The following is a 19,693-nucleotide window of genomic DNA, read 5'->3' on the forward strand; positions in this document are numbered from 1 at the left end:
GGCATGCGCGGCGGCAGCCGGCGGTCAATCGAACAATGACAACTGGCCTGCGGCCATGGCTTGCAACTGGCGCGCTACGCGCCCGTGCGCGCCGCCGGCTGCGGGCGATACGGCGGGAAAAGGGACCCCTGAAGACGCTTGCGCGCCAGCCGGGGATAGGAAATCGGCAGCCTTCGCCGCGGCGGCGGCGGGAGGCAGGAAACGGTCGCAGTCCAGCGCCAGGCGATGACGGTTCAAGCCCAGCTTGCGCGTGGCGATGGTGAAGCGCTGGCGCAGCAGATCGGCCCAGACGCCGGTCCCGCGCATGCGCGACCCGAAATTGGGATCGTTGCGGCGGCCGTTGCGCAGGTCTTCGATGCGATGCAGGACGCGCTGGGCGCGGTCCGGGAAATGGGCATTGAGCCAGTCCTCGAACAGGGTCTTGACCTCCCAGGGCAGACGCAGGACGGTGTAGCTGGCATAGTGCGCGCCGGCAGCCTTGGACTCCTGGAGGATGTGCTCCATGGACTCGTCGTTGATGAACGGGATGATGGGCGCCACCAGCACGCCCACCGGCACGCCGGCGTCGGTCAGGCTGCGTACCGCTTCCAGCCGGCGCCACGGTGCGGCGGCGCGCGGTTCCAGCGTGCGGGCCATGCCGGCGTCCAGCGTGGTGATGCTCATGTACACCACCACCAGCTTCTGCTCGGCCAGGGCGGCCAGCAGGTCCAGGTCGCGGGCGACCAGCGCGTTCTTGGTGACGATGGTGAGCGGATGGCGGGTTTCCAGCATCAGTTCCAGCAGGCCGCGGGTAAGCCGCCATTCGCGTTCGATGGGCTGGTAGGCGTCGGTGGCGGAACCGATGTTGATGGGAGACGGCTTGTAGCCTGGCCGCGCGAGTTCGGCGCGCAGGGCCTCTACCGCATTGGCCTTGGCCACCAGCCGGGTTTCGAAGTCCAGCCCGGGCGACAGGCCCAGGTAGGAATGGGTGGGCCGGGCGTAACAATAGACGCAGCCATGCTCGCAGCCGCGGTACGGATTTACCGCCACGTCGAAGGGAATGTCGGGCGAATCGTTGCGCGACAGCATCTTGCGCGCTTCTTCGGCGGTGACCGTGGTCTTGGGAGCGGGCGGCGCAATGCGCGCATCCGGCACGATGGGAATGACGCGGGCGGCTTGCTCGCCGGCGGCAGCTTCGGGGAAATTATCGGGGACGGAGTCTACGAAGTCGGCGGGCAGACCGGAGGAAGACCAGCCGTCGTCGACCTGCACGCGGTCATCGCGCTGAAAGCGATGCCGAACATTAGTAACCGCACCCCGACCGCGCAAGGCGGCGGGGGCGGCAGCCGGGGACCCAGAACCGGCGGGAAAAGAATGATCGGTGCGTGCCATGAAAACTACTGTACAAAAACACAGTGGTTTTGACAAGCACCAAAAGCCTTTTCGTAAGACAGCCCCACTTTACCGCAAGACGCCGGCGCCGTCCGGACAAATCGTTTTCATCAGGCGAGATCGCCCGGAAACCCGCACCAATACTGGATCTAGCAGAAAAACAACAGGTTCTGCGGGGGCTGGAGGCCCGTTGTTTTCCGGCCTCTTGCGGATTAGCGCAACATACCTGCCGCAGCGGTCTGATGCGTGGCTTCGTCGATCAGAATGAATGCGCCGGTCGCGGGCACATCGGCATAGCGATCGACCGCCAGCGACTCGCGCGTGGTGAGCGTGACGCGTCCGATATCGTTCATGCGCAGCGTGCCCTCGGTGTTCTCCACTTCCTGCAGTTCGTGGATGTCGCGATGCGACAGCACCGCGCGTATCTTCGCCGAGGTCAGGCGCGTGCCCGACTTCAGCAGATACTTGCGTGCGGGATTCAAGGCCTGCGCATCGAGCCAGCACAGCTCGGCTTCGAATTCGCGCGCGACCTGCGCCGGCGCCGACGCATGCACGATCACATCGCCGCGCGACACGTCCACGTCGCGGTCCAGCACCAGCGTGATCGAGTCGCCCGCCACCGCTTCATCCAGCGCGCGGTCGAAGGCGCGCACTTCGCTCACGACTGCCGTCACGCCCGAGGGTTGCACCGTGATCTCGTCGCCCGGCCGCAGCACGCCGCTTGCGACGCGGCCGGCATAGCCGCGGAAGTCATCCTTGCGGCTGCCGTCATGGCGTGCCACCCATTGCACCGGAAAGCGCAACGGCAAGGCGCGGCCATCGCTTGCCAGGTCCAGCGACTCCAGCAAGGCCAGCAAGGGCTGTCCTTCGTACCAGGGCGTTTGCGGCGACAGCGTGACGACGTTGTCGCCGTTGAGCGCCGACAGCGGCAGCGCGTCGAAGTGCTCGATGCCCAGCTTGCCCGCCAGGTCGGCGTAGGCGTCGCGGATGCGCTCGAACACCGTGCGGTCCCAGTCCACCAGGTCCATCTTGTTGACCGCCACCACGATGTGACGGATGCCCAAGAGGCGCGCGATGGTGCTGTGGCGCTTGGTCTGCGGCAACAGCACGCCGTCGGCCGCGCGGGTGGCGTCGATCAGGATGACGGCCACGTCAGCGGTCGACGCGCCCGTGACCATGTTGCGCGTGTACTGCTCGTGGCCCGGCGCGTCGGCGATGATGAACTTGCGCGCGGGCGTCGAGAAATAGCGGTAGGCCACGTCGATGGTGATGCCCTGCTCGCGCTCGGCCTCCAGGCCGTCGGTCAGCAGCGAAAAGTCGATGCCGTCGCCCGCCACGCGCTTGTGCTTGGCGCGCGAGATCGCGTCCAGCTGATCGGCGAACACGCCTTTGCTGTCGTACAGCAGGCGGCCGATCAGCGTCGATTTGCCGTCGTCCACCGAGCCTGCGGTAATCAGGCGCAGCACGCCCGTGTCGGCGCCGGAAAGAAAAGAATCGTTGAGTGCGTTCATGTGCGTTCCTGGTCGCCGGCGAATGCCGGCGTGTCATGCGATCAGAAATAGCCTTCTTTCTTGCGGCGCTCCATCGAGGCCTCGGAAGTCTGGTCGTCCATGCGCGTGGCGCCGCGCTCGGTAATGTCGGTCACCGCGGTTTCGGCAATGATGGCCCGGGTGTCGGCGGCATCCGACGCCACCGGGCAGGTGCAGGAGATGTCGCCCACCGTGCGAAACCGAACCTGCAGGCGTTCGACCTGTTCGCCATCCTGCGGCGGGGTCAGCCGCGTGACCGGCACCAGCAGGCCCTTGCGGCGCACGACCTCGCGCTGGTGGCTGTAGTAGATCGACGGCAGCGCCAGCTGCTCGCGCTGGATGTACTGCCAGACGTCCAGCTCGGTCCAATTCGAGATCGGGAACACGCGCATGTTCTCGCCGCGATGCACGCGGGTATTGAACAGGTTCCAGAGTTCCGGGCGCTGCGCCTTCGGATCCCATTGGCCGAACTCGTCGCGGAACGAGAAGATGCGCTCCTTGGCGCGGGCCTTTTCCTCGTCGCGGCGCGCGCCGCCGATGCAGGCGTCAAAGCCGAATTCCTCGATCGCCTCCAGCAGCGTCACCGCCTGGGCGGCATTGCGCGAGTCGGTCTCGCGGCGCAGCACCACGCTGCCGCGCGCGATGGAGTCCTCGACGCTGCGCACGATCAGGGTCTCGCCCAGCTCGGCCGCGCGCGCATCGCGGAAGGCGATCACTTCGTCGAAGTTGTGGCCGGTATCGATGTGCATCAGCGGGAACGGAAAACGCCCCGGCCGGAAGGCCTTCTCGGCCAGGCGCAACAGCACCACGGAGTCCTTGCCGCCCGAGAACAGCAGCACGGGCTTCTCGCTTTCGGCGGCCACCTCGCGCAGGATGAATATTGCTTCCGATTCCAGCCAATCCAGGTGGCTGCGTTGGATCACTGCAGACATATGCACTTCCCCTAAAACAGATTTCGAATTCGTGGGCCGCATCAATCGGCGCGCGCCGCGATGCTGATGACCCGGTTGCCCGCATGCAGGCCGCATTCCTTGGAATCCGACGACTCCCACCACCAGCGCCCTGCCCGCAGGTCTTCGCCGGGACGGATGGCTCGGGTACAGGGTTCGCAGCCGATGGACGGGTAGCCCTGGTCGTGCAACGGGTTGTATGGAATGCCCAGCGCGCGGATGGCGGACCAGACCTCGCCTTCGCTCCATTCGGCCAGCGGATTGAACTTGTAGAGGCCGAAAGCCTGGTCCTCTTCTTCCAGCGGCAGTTCGCCCCGGGTGGTGGATTGCGCCCGCCGCTGCCCTGTGATCCAGGCGCCGCGTCCGGCCAGCGCGCGCTTGAGCGGCTCGACCTTGCGGATCTGGCAACAGGCCTTGCGCAGTTCCACGCTTTCATAGAACGCGTAGGCGCCATGTTCGGCGACGTGCTGCTCGACCGCGGCCGCCACCGGCCGGTACACAGTGACCTCGCGGCCGTAGCGTTCGCGCACGGCGTCCAGCACGCCCAGCGTTTCGGCGTGCAGCCGGCCCGTGTCCAGCGTGAAGACTTCCAGGTCGAGGCCGGCGCCGTAGATGGCGTGCGTCAACAGCATGTCCTCGGCCGCCAGCGAGGACGCCAGCGCCGCGTCCGGGTAGCGCCGCTGCACATCGGCCAGGCGCTCGCCCAGATCGCGCCAGCGCGCGGCCAGGCCCGGTTCGAGTTCAGGCAAAAGATCGGTAGTGCTCATGATTGCGTCGCGAAAATGCGCGCCCGCCGCGGACGCGCCAACAGTATTTCGCCATCGCGCAGGCCCAGTTCCCGGTACAGCGACTCGGGCACCTCGGCTTCGATGATGGCGTCGGAATCCTCGCTGGCCAGCTCCAGATAGGCGCTGGGACCCGCAAGAAAGGCGTGCGCCAAGCGCACGGGGATGCCGTCCGCGCCGGCGCGATAGCGTTCGACCTCGAACTCGTGCGGCCGCACGTAGGCGGTGGCGCGTTGCGCTTCGGCGTGCGCCAGCTCCGGCGCGGGCAAGGACAGGCCGGCGCCGTTCCAGATGCCGCGCGTGGCAAAGCCCTGCAACTGGTTGACGTCGCCCAGGAAGCCGTAGACGAAGGGCGTGGCCGGCTCTTCCCAGACCTCGCGCGGCGTGCCGACTTGCTCGATGCGGCCCGAGTTCATCAGCACCACGCGATCCGACACTTCCAGCGCTTCTTCCTGGTCATGGGTGACGAAGACGCTGGCCACGTTCAGCTCGTCATGCAGGCGGCGCAGCCAGCGCCGCAATTCCTTGCGCACCTTGGCGTCCAGCGCGCCGAAGGGCTCGTCCAGCAGCAGCACCCGCGGCTCGACGGCCAGCGCGCGCGCCAGGGCGATACGCTGGCGCTGGCCGCCGGAGAGTTGCGCGGGATAGCGGTCCGCCAGCCAGTCCAGCTGCACCAGTCCCAGCAGGTCATGCACCTTGCGCTGGATCACGTCCTCCGAAGGACGTTGCGAACGGTGCTTGACGCGCAGGCCGAAGGCCACGTTCTCGAACACCGTCATGTGCTTGAACAGCGCGTAGTGCTGGAACACGAAACCAACCTGGCGCTGGCGCACGTCCACCGCGGTGGCGTCTTCGCCCGCGAACAGCACGCTGCCGGAATCGGCCGACTCCAGCCCCGCGATGATGCGCAGCAGCGTGGTCTTGCCGCAGCCCGACGGACCCAGCAGCGCGACCAGCTCGCCCGTCTCGATATGCAGCGAGACGTCGTTCAGCGCGCGGAACTGGCCGAAGCGCTTGGATAGATTGCGGACTTCGATGCTCATGCTTATCTCCTGTCAGGCCGCCGCGTCAGGCCAGCGCCGGCTTGATGGCGGCCGGCTGGCCGGGATACTCGACCGGCAGGTCGGCGGCCTGTTGAAAGCGCGCGTTGCGCCACTCGACGATGTTCTTGGCCACCAGCGTCACCAGCGCCAGCAGGGCCAGCAACGACGCCACGGCGAACGCCGCGGAATACTGGTATTCGTTGTAGAGAATCTCGACGTGCAGGGTCATGGTGTTGGTCAGGCCGCGGATCTGCCCGGACACCACCGACACCGCGCCGAACTCGCCCATGGCCCGCGCGTTGCACAGGATGGCGCCGTACAGCAGGCCCCACTTGATGTTCGGCAGCGTGACGCGCCAGAAGATCTGCCAGCCGTTGGCGCCCAGGGTCAACGCGGCTTGCTCTTCTTCGCTGCCTTGCGCCTGCATCAGCGGGATCAGCTCGCGCGCCACGAACGGAAAGGTCACGAAGAGCGAGGCCAGCACAATGCCCGGCACCGCGTAGACGATCTTGATGTCGTGCGCCTGCAGCCAGCCGCCGAACCAGCCCTGCGTGCCGAACAGCAGCACGAATACCAGGCCGGCCACCACCGGCGACACCGAGAACGGCAGGTCGATCAAGGTGATCAGGAACTGCTTGCCGCGGAACTGGAACTTGGTGATCGCCCAGGCCGCGGCGACGCCAAACACCAGGTTCACCGGCAGCGCAATGGCCGCCACCAGCAGCGTCAGGCGGATGGCGGACAGCGCGTCCGGCTCGACGATGGCGTCCAGGTACAACTGCCAGCCCTTCTTGAAGGCTTCGGCAAATACCGCCGCCAGCGGCACCAGCAGGAACAGCGCCAGGAATCCCAGCGCGATGAAGAGCAGCACGCCGCGCACCCAGCGCGGCTCGGTCAGATGGGCGGGACGGTCCGCGGCGCTCATGCGAGCCTCCCGAGGTTGCGGCGGGCCTGCCAGCCCTGCAGCAGATTGATGACGAGCAACAGCGCGAAGGACAGCACCAGCATCACCGTGGCGATGGCGGCGGCGCCCGCGTAGTCGAATTCCTCGAGCTTGGCGATGATCAGCAGCGGCGTGATCTCGGACACCATGGGCATATTGCCGGCGATGAACACCACCGAACCGTACTCGCCCACCGCGCGCGCAAACGCCAGCGCGAAGCCGGTCATCAAGGCCGGCATGATGATGGGCAGCAGCACCCGGCGTATGGTCTGCCAGCGGTTGGCGCCCAGGCTGGCCGCGGCCTCCTCGATTTCGCGCTCGACGTCTTCCAGCACCGGCTGCACCGTGCGCACCACGAACGGCACGCCGATGAAGATCAACGCGATCACGATGCCCAGCGGCGTGAACGCCACCTTCCAGCCAAACCAGTCGGCCAGCGGCCCGCCCAGCCAGCCCTTCTGCGAATACAGCGAGGTCAGCGCGATGCCCGCGACCGCCGTGGGCAGCGCGAACGGCAGATCCACCAGCGCATCCAGGATCTTCTTGCCCGGAAAGCGGTAACGCACCAGCACCCAGGCCACCACCGTGCCGAACACCAGGTTCACCAGCGCCGCGATCAGCGACGCGCCAAAGGTCAGCTTGTACGAGGCCAGCACCCGCGGCGCGGTCACCGCGTCCCAGAAGCCTTGCCAGCCCAGGCTCGCGCTCTTGATCGGCAAGGCCGCCAGCGGAATGAGCACGAGCACGCTGAGGTACAGCACCGCGTAACCCATCGAGATGCCGAATCCGGGCAGCACGCCCGGGCTGTTGCGCCGAAAGGCAAAAGGCGCTTGCGCGCCGTTTGCCGCCGGGTTCGAGGCTGTCGTCATGGCCGTCGTCCGATCATCAAGTGCTTATTTCTTTTGCGGCAGATAGATCTGGTCGAAGGTGCCGCCGTCGCTGAAGTGATCCTTCTGCGCCTTGCGCCAGCCGCCGAAGATCTTGTCGTCGATGGTCACGAGCTTGACCTTGGGAAACTTGCTTTCGTACCTGGCGGCCACGGTCTTGTCGATGGGCCGGTAGTAGTTCTTGGCAATGATTTCCTGCGCAGCGGGCGTGTAGAGGAATTCCAGATATGCCTGCGCCGCCGCACGGGTGCCCTTCTTGTCCACGACCTTGTCGACCACGGCCACCGGCGGCTCGGCCAGGATGGACAGAGACGGCACCACGATGTCGAACTTGTCCGGACCCAGCTCTTCCAGCGCCAGGAAAGCCTCGTTTTCCCAGGCCAGCAACACGTCGCCCACGCCGCGCTCCACGAAGGTGGTGGTGGCGCCGCGCGCGCCGGTGTCCAGCACCGGCACGTGCTTGAGCAGGTCGCCCACGAAGGCGCGCGCCTTTTCCTCGCTGCCGCCGTTCTTCTCCAGCGCATAGGCCCAGGCAGCCAGGTAGTTCCAGCGCGCCCCGCCCGAGGTCTTGGGGTTGGGCGTGATGACCTGCACGCCGTCCTTGACCAGGTCGTCCCAGTCCTTGATCTGCTTGGGGTTGCCCTTGCGCACCAGGAACACGATGGTGGAGGTATACGGCGAGCTGTTCTGCGGCAGGCGGGCCTGCCAATCGGCCGGCAGCAGCCCGCGGTCGGCGACCGCGTCGATGTCATAGGCCAGCGCCAGCGTCACCACGTCGGCTTCCAGCCCGTCGATGACAGAGCGCGCCTGACGGCCCGAACCGCCGTGCGATTGGCGGATGGTCAGGTCGACGTTGGCCTTTTCCTTATATTGCTTGATGAACGCATCGTCGATGGCGCGATACAGCTCGCGGGTCGGGTCATATGAGACATTCAGGAGCGTCTGCTTCTGCTGCGCCTGCGCCGGCGCAATCGCGGCAAACGACATCGTCAATGCGGCCAAGGCGGCCAACCAACCGGCTTTCCTGAAAGACATCCCATGCTCCCTGTGTTCGGCAATGTGGGAGCAAGTGTGCTGGCTGGGCGTTCTGAACGGAACGAATCATTATTTGGTTGCTCATCGCTCGCAGGCATATAGGACCAGCGTCCCAACAATGGAAATCTCCCTTGCCCCCAGGCGCGCCCAATAAAAAACCGCCGCCTCCCCAAGGGGCAGGCGGCGGTTGCGAAGAGGGTCCAGCCCCTTCGATTGCCGAATTTACTTATTCGGCTGAGGCGTAATGCGCAGATAGGGACGCACGGCCTTGTAGCCCTTCGGGAATTTCTGCTTGATCACGGCCTCATCCTGCAAGGACGGAACAATGATCACGTCGTCGCCATCTTCCCAGTTCACCGGCGTGGCCACGCTGTGGCTGTCGGTCAGCTGCAGGGAGTCGATGACGCGCAGGATCTCGTTGAAGTTGCGGCCGGTGCTGGCCGGATACGTGATGGTCAGGCGCACCTTCTTGTTGGGGTCGATGATGAACACCGAGCGCACGGTCAGCGTGGCGTTGGCGTTCGGATGGATCATGTCGTAGAGCTCGGACACCTTGCGGTCCTTGTCGGCCAGGATCGGGAAGTTGACCTTGGTGGACTGCGTGTCGTTGATGTCCTCGATCCACTTGGTATGCGAATCGGTGCCGTCCACGGACAGCGCCAGCACCTTCACGTTGCGCTTGGCGAATTCGTCGGCCAGCTTGGCGGTGTAGCCCAGTTCGGTGGTGCAGACGGGCGTGAAATCGGCCGGGTGCGAGAAAAGTACACCCCAGCTGTTGCCCAGATACTCATGGAAGCGGATCGGCCCTGCCGAAGATTCCTGTTCGAAATCAGGGGCGGTGTCGCCCAGGCGTAGATGACTCATGGTGTCTCCTGTGTGCGGATGCAGGTGGGGGGCTGGCCGCCCGTCGCTGCGGGCGGCGCAGGAAAAGCGTTTCATGGCGCAGGCCAGCGCCTGTGAAACGATTCTTCCATCAAACCTGTAGCTGGGGAAATACGCAAGTCATATAACCTTATGCAATATTCAAGCTGGCGCCGCAGGCGTCCGCCACCACCCCGGCCCGCACCGCGGCCGACAAGGCCAGCGCGCGCGGCAGGATGTGGGCGCCATAGAACAATCCAGTCGCCAGCTTGGCCCCGTAGAACGGATCGGTGGATCCGGCCGCCAGGTGGCGCCGGCAGGCCAGCACGGCGCGCGCCATCTGCCAGCCGCCGTGCACCACGCCGGCCAGCATCAGATAGGGCACGCTGCTGGCGTAGACCGCCCTGATGTTGGTCGGCGATTGCTCCAGGATGAACGCCACGCCGGCCTCGTAGGCCTGGATGGCGCTGTCCAGGTTGTCGCGCAGCAGGCGCAGTCCCTCGCGATCGTCCGCCGACGCACGCGTGGCCTCGTTCTCCACCGCGCGCAGCGTCTCCCGCATCGCCGCGATCGCGGCATGGGCGGTGGCGCCGCCGTCGCGCTGGGTCTTGCGGCTGACCAGGTCATTGGCCTGGATCGCGGTCGTGCCTTCGTAGATGGGCAGGATGCGCGCATCGCGGTAGTACTGCGCGGCCCCGGTTTCCTCGATGTAGCCCATGCCGCCGTGCACCTGCAGGCCCAGGGACGCGACCTCGACCGCGGTCTCGGTCGAGAACCCTTTGACGATGGGCACCATGTATTCGTAGAAAGCCCGGTTGCGCGAGCGCTGCTCGGGATCGGGATGATGCGTGCCCTTGTCGTGCGCGGCCGCGGTCACGTAGGACACGGCGCGCGCCGCCTCGGTCAGCGCCTTCATGGTCATCAGCATGCGCTGCACGTCCGGATGGCGCACGATGGCCACGGGGCCGGGCGACCCTTCCACGGCGCGGCCCTGCACGCGCTCGCGCGCATAGGCCAGGGCATGCTGGCAGGCGCGTTCGGACACGCCTATGCCCTGTTGCCCCACCGAATAGCGGGCGGCATTCATCATGATGAACATGTACTCCAGGCCGCGGTTCTGCTCGCCGACCAGATAGCCGATGGCGCCCTCGCCCACCTCGCCCTTGCCCGAGCCGTACATGAGCACGGCGGTGGGACTGCCATGGATGCCCAGCTTGTGCTCCAGTGATGCGCACCAGACGTCGTTGCGCCTGCCCAGTGTGCCGTCGGCCTGCACCAGGAACTTGGGCACGATGAAAAGCGAAATCCCCTTGACGCCGGCCGGCGCGTCCGGCGTACGCGCCAGCACCAGGTGGATGATGTTCTCGGCCAGGTCATGGTCGCCATAAGTGATGAAGATCTTCTGGCCCGTCAGCCGGTAGCTGCCGTCTTCCTGCTTCACCGCCCGCGTCGCGACTTGGGCCAGGTCCGAACCGGCCTGCGGTTCGGTCAGGTTCATCGTGCCGGTCCACTTGCCACCGATCAGCTGCGGCACGTATTGCTTGCGCTGCGCGTCCGACCCGACCGTCAGCAAGGCCTCGATCACGCCGTCCGTCAGCATGGGGCACAAGGAAAACGCCAGGCTGGCCGCCTGGATGTTCTCGCCCGGCGCCGCCGCGACCAGCTTGGGCAGGCCCTGCCCGCCCCACTCCACCGGATGCTGCAAGCCCTGCCAGCCGCCCGCGGCGTAATCCTTGAATCCCTGCGCGTAGCCCGGGGTAGTGGTGACGCTACCGTCTTTCCAGACCGGCGGCTGCGTATCGCCTGGCACGTTCAATGGCGCCACGGCCTGCTCGACGAAGCGGCCGTTCTCTTCCAGGATGGCATCCACCAGATCCGGCGTGACTTCTTCGAAGCCGGGCAGTTTCAGGACGTCATCAAGCCCTGCCAGCTTCAAGGCAAAGCGGAAGTCCTGCAGCGGGGTTACGTAGGGCATGGTGTCTCCGTGGGTAGGCCGTCTTCATATTGTTTGGCCTATCTTAAACCCTATGCCCGCCAGGGTCTCTCGACGCCCCCTAGTTCAGATGATGCGCCAGCGACACGATGATCGGACCCAGCACCGGCAGCAGCACGTTGGCGATGGCGTACGTCACCGTGTAGCCAAGTAGCGGCACTGAACTGCCGCTGGAGGTCAGGATGGCGCTGATGGCCGGTGTGCTGACGTGCTGACCGGCGATGGCGCCGACCAGCAAGGGACCTTCGATCTTCAGGATCTTGTGGCCCAGCCACAGCGACAGGCAGGCAGGCCCCAACGACACCAGCAGGCCGATGAGCGGCAGCACCGCGCCATGCTCGCGGATCAGCGCGATGGCTTCCGGACCCGCCGACAAGCCCACGCAAGCCACGAACACCGCCAGCCCCAGATCCTTCAGCAACTGCACGGCATGGTCCGGCATGTGGCCTATCGAGGGCCGCTTGGCGTTGATCCAGCCGCAGACCAGGCCGCTGACCAGCGCCCCGCCGCCGCTGCCCAGCGACACGGGGATGCCCCAGAGCCGCGCGCTCAGGCTGCCGATCAGCAAGCCGGCCAGAATGCCGAAAGCCAGGAACACCAGATCGGTCACGCCGCTGCGCCGCAACTCGTTGCCCAGCGCCGCGCCGGCCTGGGACAGTTCGGGCTCGGCGCCGACCAGCGTCACCAGGTCGCCATACTGCACCACGGTGGCTGGCGTGATCGGCAAGGAATGGCCGGAGCGTACGATGGACTGCAGGAACACGCCGCGCGCGCGTTGGGCGTTGGGCCGCTTCGCCAGTTCGCCTACGGTATGGCCGTTGACGGTCTTCTTGCTGACGATGACGGCCAGCTCGCTCAGCTGCAAGTCGTCGGCGTGCGCCTCCGGCAGCTGGATTTCGGGTCCGATGACGGAACCCGCGCGCAGCGCGAAGCGCCGCAGGCCCAGCACCACCACGATGTCGCCCGTGGCCAGCGTGTCGCCGGGCGTGGCGTCGACTGCCTCGCCATTGCGCAGGATGCGGCTGATGACCGTGCGTCCGCCCAGCGCGGCCTCCACTTCAGCCACGCTTTTGCCATCCGCGTCCTTGACCACGTGCGAGCGTCCCACCAGCCGCGGCAAGGTGGGCATGTTCGATTCTTCGCCTTCGCCGGCCGCCACGCCGAGCTTTTCCTCCAGCGCCTTGGAGGCTTCGCGCAAATTCATGCGCAGCAGCGCGGGCGCGATCTGGCTGGTGAAGAACACGATGCTGATCAAGCCGACCAGATAAGTCAGCGTATAGGCCGTGGCGATGTTGGCTTCCATGCGCTGGACCTCGGCGTCCGCCAGGCCCAGGTGCTTGAGCGCCTCGGCAGCCGTCCCGACCACGGCCGATTCAGTCGCCGCGCCTGCCGCAAGACCCGCCGCCGTTCCCGCATCCAGGCCGAACAGCGGCACCGCGGTCAGCACGATCGCCAGCACCAGCAAGGCTTCGATCAGCGGCAGCGCGATATAGCGCAGGCTGGAGCGATTCAGGTTGGCGAAGAACTGCGGCCCGCCCGAGTACCCCATCGCGAATATGAACAGGGCGAAGGCGACTTCCTTCAGGTCGCCGCGCATCTGGCAGCCGGTCTGGCCGATCAGCAGGGCGACGATGAGTGTTCCGCACACTCCGCCCAGCTGGATCGGCCCGACTTTGAGCTTGCCGATCAGGTATCCCAAGCCCACCGTCACGAACAGCACTGCGATGGGAACGCTATTGAAAAACCCGACCGTGCAAGTCATGTCGTCATGTCGCCCTGGAGGTTGCTGCCCGGCCCGCCTACTTGCGCGCCGCGGCCTTCTTGGCGGATTTCGCCGCCGTGCCGGCCTTCTTCACCGCTTTCTTCACCGCCTTCTTGGCCGCCGCGGTCTTGCCTGCGCTGCGCTTGGCCGCGGATGCCTTCACCGTCTGGCCCTTACCGGCCTTCGGGCCCGAACGCACCAGCTCGCCAGCCTTCCAGGCCTCGACGTACTCGGTCGCGGCTTCGACCATGTGCTTGCCGATCTTGGCGTAGTCGCCGTCGTCCAGGTTCGCCAGCGACACGCGGATCGACCAGGGCGGGCCGCCAAAGCCGCCGCCGTCCATCAGCACCACGCCGGATTTTTCCGCCAGGCGGAACAGGAAGTCGACCGGCTCGTAGTTGGACATCATGTACTTGCAGAACGCGTCCCCGTACGTGATCTTGGCCCAGACCATGAAATCCAGCTCGACGTAGTACCAGGCGCGCATCGGGTCTTCGGGCGGCATCGGTATGCCCAGGCCGCGCCACAAGGCATCGCGGCGCGCACGTACGATCTTCATCGTCAGGTGCTTGTACGAGTCCTTCAGATCCATCAGGTGCGACAGCGCGAAGAACCCCATCTGCACCTGCTGCGGCAAGGACAGGCCCGCGGTGTGGTTCAGCGCGACGTTGCGGCTGTCGGCCACCAGCCGGTCTATGAACTTGAGCTTTTCGGGCTCCATCGTCATGGCGCCGTAGCGCTTGTTCAGGCGCTGTTTCCAGGACGCGGGCAGTTCGGCGATGCGGCGGTCCATGGTGTTCTTTTCATGGGTCGCGATCACGCCCAGGCGCCATCCCGTGCAGCCGAAGTTCTTCGAGAACGAGTACACGCATATGGTGTTGTGCGGCACTTCGGCCATCAGCGAGCGGAAGTTCGGCACGAAGGTGCCGTACACGTCGTCCGTCACCAGCACCAGATCCGGGTTCTTGCGGATGAGGCGCACGATCTGCTTCATCTCGACCGGGCTGAACGCCACCGACGGCGGATTGCTGGGGTTGACCGTGACCGCCAGCTTGATCTTGGGATTTTCCAGCTTGGCGATTTCAGACGCCGGATAGTGCCAATCATGGGTGCCGTCGGCCCGCAGGCTGCTGGCGTTGATCGGCACGATCTTGAACTGGAAGCGCTCCAGATGCGAGATCTCGATATAGGGCGTGAAGGTCGGCAGGAACAGCGCGATGGTGTCGCCCTGCTTGAGCAGGCCGTTCTGCATCAGCGAATCGAAGATGTAGCACATGGCCGCCGTGCCGCCTTCGACCGGGAACAGGTCGAACTTGCCCTTGGGCGGACGGCCGTCGCACATTTCCTTGATCAGGTAGTCGTGCACGATCTGTTCAAGATGGACCAGCGCGCGCGGCGGCACGGGATAGTTGTCGCCGATGATGCTGTCCGTCAGCTCATGGACCCACGCGTCGGGGTCGAAACCCTTGACCTTGACGCCATACTCCAGCACGCCGACCAGGAAATCGTAGCCGTCCATGCCTTTGTGCTTGGCCAGGAACTTGCGCATCCGGTCGGCGCAGCCCTTCTTGGCCGGCATGCCTGCCAGGATGGACTCGTCGCGCACGCGGCGCGCTTCCTTCATTGCGAACTGGCCCATCAGGAAGAAGGCGTCGCGCGGTTCGGTGGCGATCCAGTTCGGGTTGCCGCGGCCCGCGTTCAACATGGTGATGGCGGCGGTGTGCTGGTTGTCCTTGGCCAGCGTGATCAGATAGTCCTTGAGTTCAAACGGAGAAAGCTGTTCGAGGTCGCGCTGGCGCGAGCGGGTGGTTTTCAAGGCCGAAGCCAGGCTGACGGTAAGAGGCGTGGTGGAAGCCATTGTTCAGTACTCCTGGTTTGCATGGTGACAGGCGCTGGACGTCGCCGGCCGGGCCGGCGCGCTTGCAAAACGCCCCGCAAGCACGGGGCTTGCGAGGCGTTTTGCTAGGACATGAGCATGACGATGACAATCCCCCAAATGATGAGCAGGGTATTGCCGATGGCGTAAGGAACCGTGTAGCCCAGGGCGGGCACCTGGCTCTTTGCCGTTTCGGTGATCTGGCCGATGGCCGCGGTGGTGGTCCGGGCTCCGGCGCAGACTCCCAATGCAATGGCGGGATGGAACTTGAATACATACCGCGCAATGTATACGCCCACGATCATCGGCACGCTGGTGGCGATGATGCCCGCGATGAAGAGCTTGGCGCCCAGTTGCTGGAAGCCCAGCACGAATCCCGGTCCTGACGATATGCCCACGACCGCAACGAATGTCGTCAGCCCCACCGATGTCAGGAACCAGTGCACCGGTTCCGGCACCCGGCCGAAGGTCGGATGCACCGAGCGCAGATAGCCGAAGATCAGGCCGGAAATCAACGCGCCGCCGGAGGTCGACAAGGTGACGGGAACGCCGCCCACGGTCAGCACCAGCGAGCCGAACAGGCCGCCGAGCAGGATGCCGAAACCGACGAAGACCATGTCGGTCTGGCTGGTGGCGCGGTCGACGTAGCCCAGCTTGCCCACCACGCGCTCGACGTCGCGCTTGGCGCCCAGCACGAACAGGCGGTCGCCGCGGTCCAGCTTCAGCCCCCAGTTGATCGGCATGTCGTGGCCGCCGCGCACGACCTTGCGCAGGAACACGCCGCGGCCCAGTTCACGGCCGACTTCGCTGTCCGCGATTTCCTTGATGGTCTTGCCGGCAATGTTCTTATTGGTCAGCACGACCTCGACGACCTCGGCGGGCATGCTGATGAGGTCGCGGTCCTCGACCTCGGTGCCGATGATGCCGGCGGCCTGGGTGACCAGCGCGTCATGCCGGCCGGTAATGCCTAACACGTCGCCCTGCTGCAACACCGTCTTGCCATCGCTGTCGATGACCTGGTCGCCGCGCCGGATGCGCTCCACGAACACGCGGGCCTCGACGAAGCGGGACTCCAGCTCTCCCACCGTCTTGCCGGCGAACTCGGCGTTGTCCAGCTTGTAGGCGCGCGCGATGAACTTGCGATAACCGGACAGCTCCATCGAGTCGGCGCCGCCGGACATCTTGGCTTCGTATTCCTGGCACTCCTTGACGATGTCCACGCGCATCAGCTTCGGCCCCAGCGAGGCCAGCAGCCAGGCGCTTCCGACCGTGCCGAAGATGTAGCAGACCGCGTAGGCGACAGGAATGCTGTCGATCCATTTCTTTTTGGTGGCTGCGTCTATGCCCAGGCCGTTGATGGTGTCCGTCGCCACGCCCATGACCGCGGAAATGGTTTGGGCTCCGGACAACAAGCCTGCGCCAGTGCCGGCATCGAAGCCGAAGCCTACGGCTGTCGCCCATGTCACCAGCAGGCAGATCACGCACAGAATGACGGCGAAGATGACCTGCGGCAGGCCATCGCTTTTCATACCCCGGAAGAACTGCGGTCCGACGCCGTAACCCAGACCGAAGAGAAAGAGCAGGAAGAAGACCTGCTTGAGGACGGGAGCGATCGTGATGTTTAGCTGCCCCACCAGCACGCCTACCAGCAGCGTTCCGGTCACGGCTCCCAGATTGAATCCGAAAATCTTCTTGGCGCCTATCCAGTACCCGAGACCGAGGGTAAGGAATATCGCAAGTTCCGGATATTTTCGCAGAGTGTCAAAGAACCATTCCATCCCGAATCTCCTTCGTTCTGTACAGGTCAAGCACTTGCGCGTATCTAGCTGCGCGCGGAACACATTATCAGAATCTTTCGAGAAATCAAAAGATTTGGAACACTGAAATCACAAGATGTGTAGTCCTCGCGTCGAAAAATAAAAAAGCCCGCCAGCGCAAAGCTGGCGGGCCCTTCAAATACAACAGCGCGTAAGGCTTACAGCGCGCCGGTCAGTTCGGGCACGACCTGGAACAGATCGCCCACCAGGCCATAATCGGCCACGCCGAAGATCGGCGCTTCCGGATCCTTGTTGATGGCGACGATGACCTTCGAATCCTTCATGCCGGCCAAGTGCTGGATGGCACCCGAGATACCAACCGCCACATACAGCTGCGGCGCGACGATCTTGCCGGTCTGACCGACTTGCCAGTCGTTAGGCGCGTAGCCGGCGTCGACCGCGGCGCGCGAGGCGCCCAGCGCCGCGCCCAGCTTGTCGGCCAGCGGATCCAGGATCTTGAAGTTCTCGGCGCTGCCCAGGCCGCGGCCGCCGGAGACGACGACGCGCGCGCCGGCCAGTTCCGGACGGTCGCTCTTGGCGACTTCGCGGCCCACGAAGGTGGACAGGCCCGAATCGGCCACGGCGGCGACTTCTTCCACCGCACCCGAACCGCCCTGCGCGGCCACGGCGTCAAAGCCGGTGGTGCGCACGGTGATGACCTTGACGGCGTCGGCCGACTGCACGGTGGCAATGGCGTTGCCGGCGTAGATCGGGCGCTGGAAGGTGTCGGCCGATTCCACGCCGATGATGTCGGAGATCTGCGCCACGTCCAGCTTGGCGGCCACACGCGGGGCCACGTTCTTGCCCGAGGCGGTCGCGGGGAACAGGATGTGGCTGTAGCCCGAGGCCACAGCCAGTACCTGGGCGGCGACGTTCTCGGCCAGGCCGTCGGCCAGTTGCGGCGCGTCGGCCAGCAGGACCTTGGCGACGCCCGCGGCGGCGGCGGCCTGGTCGGCCACGGCGCGCGCGTTGGCGCCGGCGACCAGCACGTGCACGTCGCCTCCGATCTTGGCGGCGGCGGCGACGGCGTTCAGGGTTGCGCCCTTGAGCTGGGCGTTATCGTGTTCGGCAATAACCAGCGTCGTCATGTTCAGACCACCTTCGCTTCGTTCTTGAGTTTGTCCACCAGGGCCGCGACATCGGCCACCTTGATGCCGGCCTTGCGAGCGGGCGGCTCGCTGACCTTCAGCGTCTTCAGGCGCGGCGCGGCGTCCACACCCAGTTCTTCCGGCGTGACGGTGTCCAGCTGCTTCTTCTTGGCCTTCATGATGTTGGGCAGCGTGACGTAGCGCGGCTCGTTCAGGCGCAGGTCGGTGGTGACGATGGCGGGCAGCTTGAGCGTCAGCGTTTCCAGGCCGCCGTCGACTTCGCGCGTGACCGTGACCTTGCCGTCGGCCAGCTCGACCTTGCTGGCGAACGTGGCTTGCGGCCAGTCCAGCAGCGCGGCCAGCATCTGGCCGGTCTGGTTGGCATCGTCGTCGATAGCTTGCTTGCCCAGGATCACCAGCTGCGGCTGTTCCTTGTCGACCAGCGCCTTCAGCAGCTTGGCCACGGCCAGCGGCTGCAGTTCGGCATCGGTCTGGACCAGCACGCCGCGGTCGGCGCCGATGGCCATGGCCGTGCGCAGCGTTTCCTGGCATTGCGCAACGCCGCAAGAAACCGCCACGACTTCAGCCACGGCGCCCTTTTCCTTCAGGCGGGTCGCTTCTTCGACGGCGATTTCGTCAAAGGGGTTCATGGACATCTTCACATTGGCGATATCCACGCCGGTTTGATCAGACTTGACGCGCACCTTGACGTTGTAGTCAACGACGCGTTTGACAGGTACCAAAACCTTCATCCCGCTGCCTCCAAATGGAAAATAATTACCCGGCATGCGCCGGGATCGCATTGCACAATTTTTTCTCGATTCTACAGCTTCGCCAGCGCTCGTATATGGGCGACCACGCTGCGGCCCAGGGCGGACAAGTTGTAACCGCCTTCCAGCGTGCTGACGATGCGCCCCTGGCAGTGGCGCTCGGCCACCTCCACGAGCTGTTCTGTTATCCAGGCGTAATCGGCCTCGACCAGGCCCATCTGGCCCATGTCGTCCTCGCGGTGCGCGTCGAAACCGGCCGATACCAGGATCAGCTCGGGCCGGTGCGCTTCCAGCGCCGGCAGCCAGGTATCGGTGACGATGGCCCTGACCGCGGCCCCGCCGGTATACGCGGCCACGGGCACGTTCAGCATGTTCGAAGCGGGATTCTCGGCGCCGCTATTGGGAAAGAACGGGTGCTGGAAGAAGCTGCACATCAGCACGCGGTCGTTGCCGGCGAAGATGTCTTCGGTGCCGTTGCCGTGGTGCACGTCGAAATCGACGATGGCGACCCGCGACAGGCCGTGGAAGTCCAGCGCATGCTGCGCCGCAATAGCGACGTTGTTCAGAAAGCAGAATCCCATGGCCTGGGAACGGCAGGCGTGATGCCCTGGGGGCCTCACCGCGCAGAAGGCCGTGCGGGCCTCTCCGCCCATCACCGCGTCCACCGCGGCCACCCCTGCCCCAGCCGCGTAAAGCGCGGCTTCGTAGGTGTGGGGGTTCATCAGCGTATCCGGATCGATAGGGAAATACCCTTGCTCCGGTGTATGTTCGCGCAAACTGTTCAGATACTGGACAGTGTGCACCCGCAATATGTCATGGCGGGATGCCTGCGGCGCCTGGCGGTCGTCCAGGTAAGGCATCAAGCCGCTGGCCAGCAACTGGTCTGAAATGGCGTCCAGCCTCTGGGGGCTTTCGGGATGCCAACTGCCCATTTCATGCAGGCGGCATGCCGGGTGGGTAAGATACATGGTCTCCATAAGGAA

Annotated in this window: 16 protein-coding genes; all 16 read right to left on the reverse strand. The window is 65.3% G+C overall.

The features are described 5' to 3' along the window. Positions 1 to 24: 24 nt before the first annotated feature. Complete coding sequence (locus IAG39_RS22860; RefSeq protein ID WP_118933399.1) at positions 25 to 1,371, reverse strand: PA0069 family radical SAM protein; 1,347 nt, start codon at positions 1,369 to 1,371, stop codon at positions 25 to 27. 212 nt (positions 1,372 to 1,583) lie between these two features. Next, the gene (locus IAG39_RS22865) at positions 1,584 to 2,882 is read right to left on the reverse strand and encodes a sulfate adenylyltransferase subunit 1 (RefSeq protein WP_118933400.1); all 1,299 of its coding nucleotides are present in this window, start codon (positions 2,880 to 2,882) and stop codon (positions 1,584 to 1,586) included. A 41-nt stretch (positions 2,883 to 2,923) separates the two neighbouring features. Next, on the reverse strand, positions 2,924 to 3,832 hold the full coding sequence (gene cysD, locus IAG39_RS22870; RefSeq protein ID WP_059379315.1) for a sulfate adenylyltransferase subunit CysD: 909 nt from the start codon (positions 3,830 to 3,832) through the stop codon (positions 2,924 to 2,926). A 41-nt stretch (positions 3,833 to 3,873) separates the two neighbouring features. After that, the gene (locus IAG39_RS22875; protein ID WP_118933401.1) at positions 3,874 to 4,617 is read right to left on the reverse strand and encodes a phosphoadenylyl-sulfate reductase; all 744 of its coding nucleotides are present in this window, start codon (positions 4,615 to 4,617) and stop codon (positions 3,874 to 3,876) included. After that, positions 4,614 to 5,678 carry a sulfate/molybdate ABC transporter ATP-binding protein gene (locus IAG39_RS22880; protein ID WP_118933402.1) on the reverse strand — a complete coding sequence of 355 codons (1,065 nt, stop codon included), beginning with the start codon at positions 5,676 to 5,678 and terminating at the stop codon, positions 4,614 to 4,616. Before IAG39_RS22880 ends, IAG39_RS22875 begins: the two co-directional genes overlap by 4 nt. A 25-nt stretch (positions 5,679 to 5,703) precedes the next feature. After that, positions 5,704 to 6,603, reverse strand: coding sequence for a sulfate ABC transporter permease subunit CysW (cysW, locus tag IAG39_RS22885; RefSeq protein WP_059379318.1), 900 nt, complete (start codon positions 6,601 to 6,603; stop codon positions 5,704 to 5,706). Further along, complete coding sequence (gene cysT, locus IAG39_RS22890) at positions 6,600 to 7,490, reverse strand: sulfate ABC transporter permease subunit CysT (protein WP_059379319.1); 891 nt, start codon at positions 7,488 to 7,490, stop codon at positions 6,600 to 6,602. The genes cysW and cysT overlap by 4 nt, the downstream gene beginning before the upstream one ends. A gap of 24 nt (positions 7,491 to 7,514) precedes the next feature. After that, positions 7,515 to 8,543: a sulfate ABC transporter substrate-binding protein gene (locus IAG39_RS22895; RefSeq protein ID WP_118933403.1), complete on the reverse strand. Its 1,029-nt coding sequence runs from the start codon at positions 8,541 to 8,543 to the stop codon at positions 7,515 to 7,517. A 222-nt stretch (positions 8,544 to 8,765) separates the two neighbouring features. Further along, positions 8,766 to 9,407 carry a peroxiredoxin gene (locus tag IAG39_RS22900; RefSeq protein WP_042792543.1) on the reverse strand — a complete coding sequence of 214 codons (642 nt, stop codon included), beginning with the start codon at positions 9,405 to 9,407 and terminating at the stop codon, positions 8,766 to 8,768. A gap of 148 nt (positions 9,408 to 9,555) precedes the next feature. Further along, positions 9,556 to 11,379 carry an acyl-CoA dehydrogenase gene (locus tag IAG39_RS22905; RefSeq protein WP_118933404.1) on the reverse strand — a complete coding sequence of 608 codons (1,824 nt, stop codon included), beginning with the start codon at positions 11,377 to 11,379 and terminating at the stop codon, positions 9,556 to 9,558. A 79-nt stretch (positions 11,380 to 11,458) separates the two neighbouring features. After that, positions 11,459 to 13,159 (reverse strand): aspartate-alanine antiporter, encoded by a 1,701-nt coding sequence (gene aspT, locus IAG39_RS22910; RefSeq protein ID WP_118933405.1) that lies wholly within the window; start codon positions 13,157 to 13,159, stop codon positions 11,459 to 11,461. Positions 13,160 to 13,196: 37 nt separating this feature from the next. Next, positions 13,197 to 15,017, reverse strand: coding sequence for a bifunctional aspartate transaminase/aspartate 4-decarboxylase (locus IAG39_RS22915; protein WP_059379323.1), 1,821 nt, complete (start codon positions 15,015 to 15,017; stop codon positions 13,197 to 13,199). A 104-nt stretch (positions 15,018 to 15,121) separates the two neighbouring features. Then, positions 15,122 to 16,813 carry an aspartate-alanine antiporter gene (gene aspT / locus IAG39_RS22920; RefSeq protein WP_059379324.1) on the reverse strand — a complete coding sequence of 564 codons (1,692 nt, stop codon included), beginning with the start codon at positions 16,811 to 16,813 and terminating at the stop codon, positions 15,122 to 15,124. A gap of 197 nt (positions 16,814 to 17,010) precedes the next feature. Next, positions 17,011 to 17,940: an electron transfer flavoprotein subunit alpha/FixB family protein gene (locus tag IAG39_RS22925; RefSeq protein ID WP_054450918.1), complete on the reverse strand. Its 930-nt coding sequence runs from the start codon at positions 17,938 to 17,940 to the stop codon at positions 17,011 to 17,013. 2 nt (positions 17,941 to 17,942) lie between these two features. Then, positions 17,943 to 18,692, reverse strand: a complete 750-nt coding sequence (locus IAG39_RS22930) for an electron transfer flavoprotein subunit beta/FixA family protein (protein WP_013392406.1) — start codon at positions 18,690 to 18,692, stop codon at positions 17,943 to 17,945. A 71-nt stretch (positions 18,693 to 18,763) separates the two neighbouring features. Next, positions 18,764 to 19,687 (reverse strand): histone deacetylase family protein, encoded by a 924-nt coding sequence (locus IAG39_RS22935; protein WP_187524001.1) that lies wholly within the window; start codon positions 19,685 to 19,687, stop codon positions 18,764 to 18,766. Positions 19,688 to 19,693: the final 6 nt, after the last annotated feature.

The organism is Achromobacter xylosoxidans, from assembly GCF_014490035.1.
Taxonomy (GTDB): domain Bacteria; phylum Pseudomonadota; class Gammaproteobacteria; order Burkholderiales; family Burkholderiaceae_B; genus Achromobacter; species Achromobacter bronchisepticus_A.

Bases quoted from the DNA above. Each gene is read 5' to 3' on its own strand.
- IAG39_RS22860 (WP_118933399.1), bottom strand. From the start codon at position 1,371: ATGGCACGCACCGATCATTCTTTTCCCGCCGGTTCTGGGTCCCCGGCT.
- IAG39_RS22865 (WP_118933400.1), bottom strand. From the start codon at position 2,882: ATGAACGCACTCAACGATTCTTTTCTTTCCGGCGCCGACACGGGCGTG.
- cysD (WP_059379315.1), bottom strand. From the start codon at position 3,832: ATGTCTGCAGTGATCCAACGCAGCCACCTGGATTGGCTGGAATCGGAA.
- IAG39_RS22875 (WP_118933401.1), bottom strand. From the start codon at position 4,617: ATGAGCACTACCGATCTTTTGCCTGAACTCGAACCGGGCCTGGCCGCG.
- IAG39_RS22880 (WP_118933402.1), bottom strand. From the start codon at position 5,678: ATGAGCATCGAAGTCCGCAATCTATCCAAGCGCTTCGGCCAGTTCCGC.
- cysW (WP_059379318.1), bottom strand. From the start codon at position 6,603: ATGAGCGCCGCGGACCGTCCCGCCCATCTGACCGAGCCGCGCTGGGTG.
- cysT (WP_059379319.1), bottom strand. From the start codon at position 7,490: ATGACGACAGCCTCGAACCCGGCGGCAAACGGCGCGCAAGCGCCTTTT.
- IAG39_RS22895 (WP_118933403.1), bottom strand. From the start codon at position 8,543: ATGTCTTTCAGGAAAGCCGGTTGGTTGGCCGCCTTGGCCGCATTGACG.
- IAG39_RS22900 (WP_042792543.1), bottom strand. From the start codon at position 9,407: ATGAGTCATCTACGCCTGGGCGACACCGCCCCTGATTTCGAACAGGAA.
- IAG39_RS22905 (WP_118933404.1), bottom strand. From the start codon at position 11,379: ATGCCCTACGTAACCCCGCTGCAGGACTTCCGCTTTGCCTTGAAGCTG.
- aspT (WP_118933405.1), bottom strand. From the start codon at position 13,159: ATGACTTGCACGGTCGGGTTTTTCAATAGCGTTCCCATCGCAGTGCTG.
- IAG39_RS22915 (WP_059379323.1), bottom strand. From the start codon at position 15,017: ATGGCTTCCACCACGCCTCTTACCGTCAGCCTGGCTTCGGCCTTGAAA.
- aspT (WP_059379324.1), bottom strand. From the start codon at position 16,813: ATGGAATGGTTCTTTGACACTCTGCGAAAATATCCGGAACTTGCGATA.
- IAG39_RS22925 (WP_054450918.1), bottom strand. From the start codon at position 17,940: ATGACGACGCTGGTTATTGCCGAACACGATAACGCCCAGCTCAAGGGC.
- IAG39_RS22930 (WP_013392406.1), bottom strand. From the start codon at position 18,692: ATGAAGGTTTTGGTACCTGTCAAACGCGTCGTTGACTACAACGTCAAG.
- IAG39_RS22935 (WP_187524001.1), bottom strand. From the start codon at position 19,687: ATGGAGACCATGTATCTTACCCACCCGGCATGCCGCCTGCATGAAATG.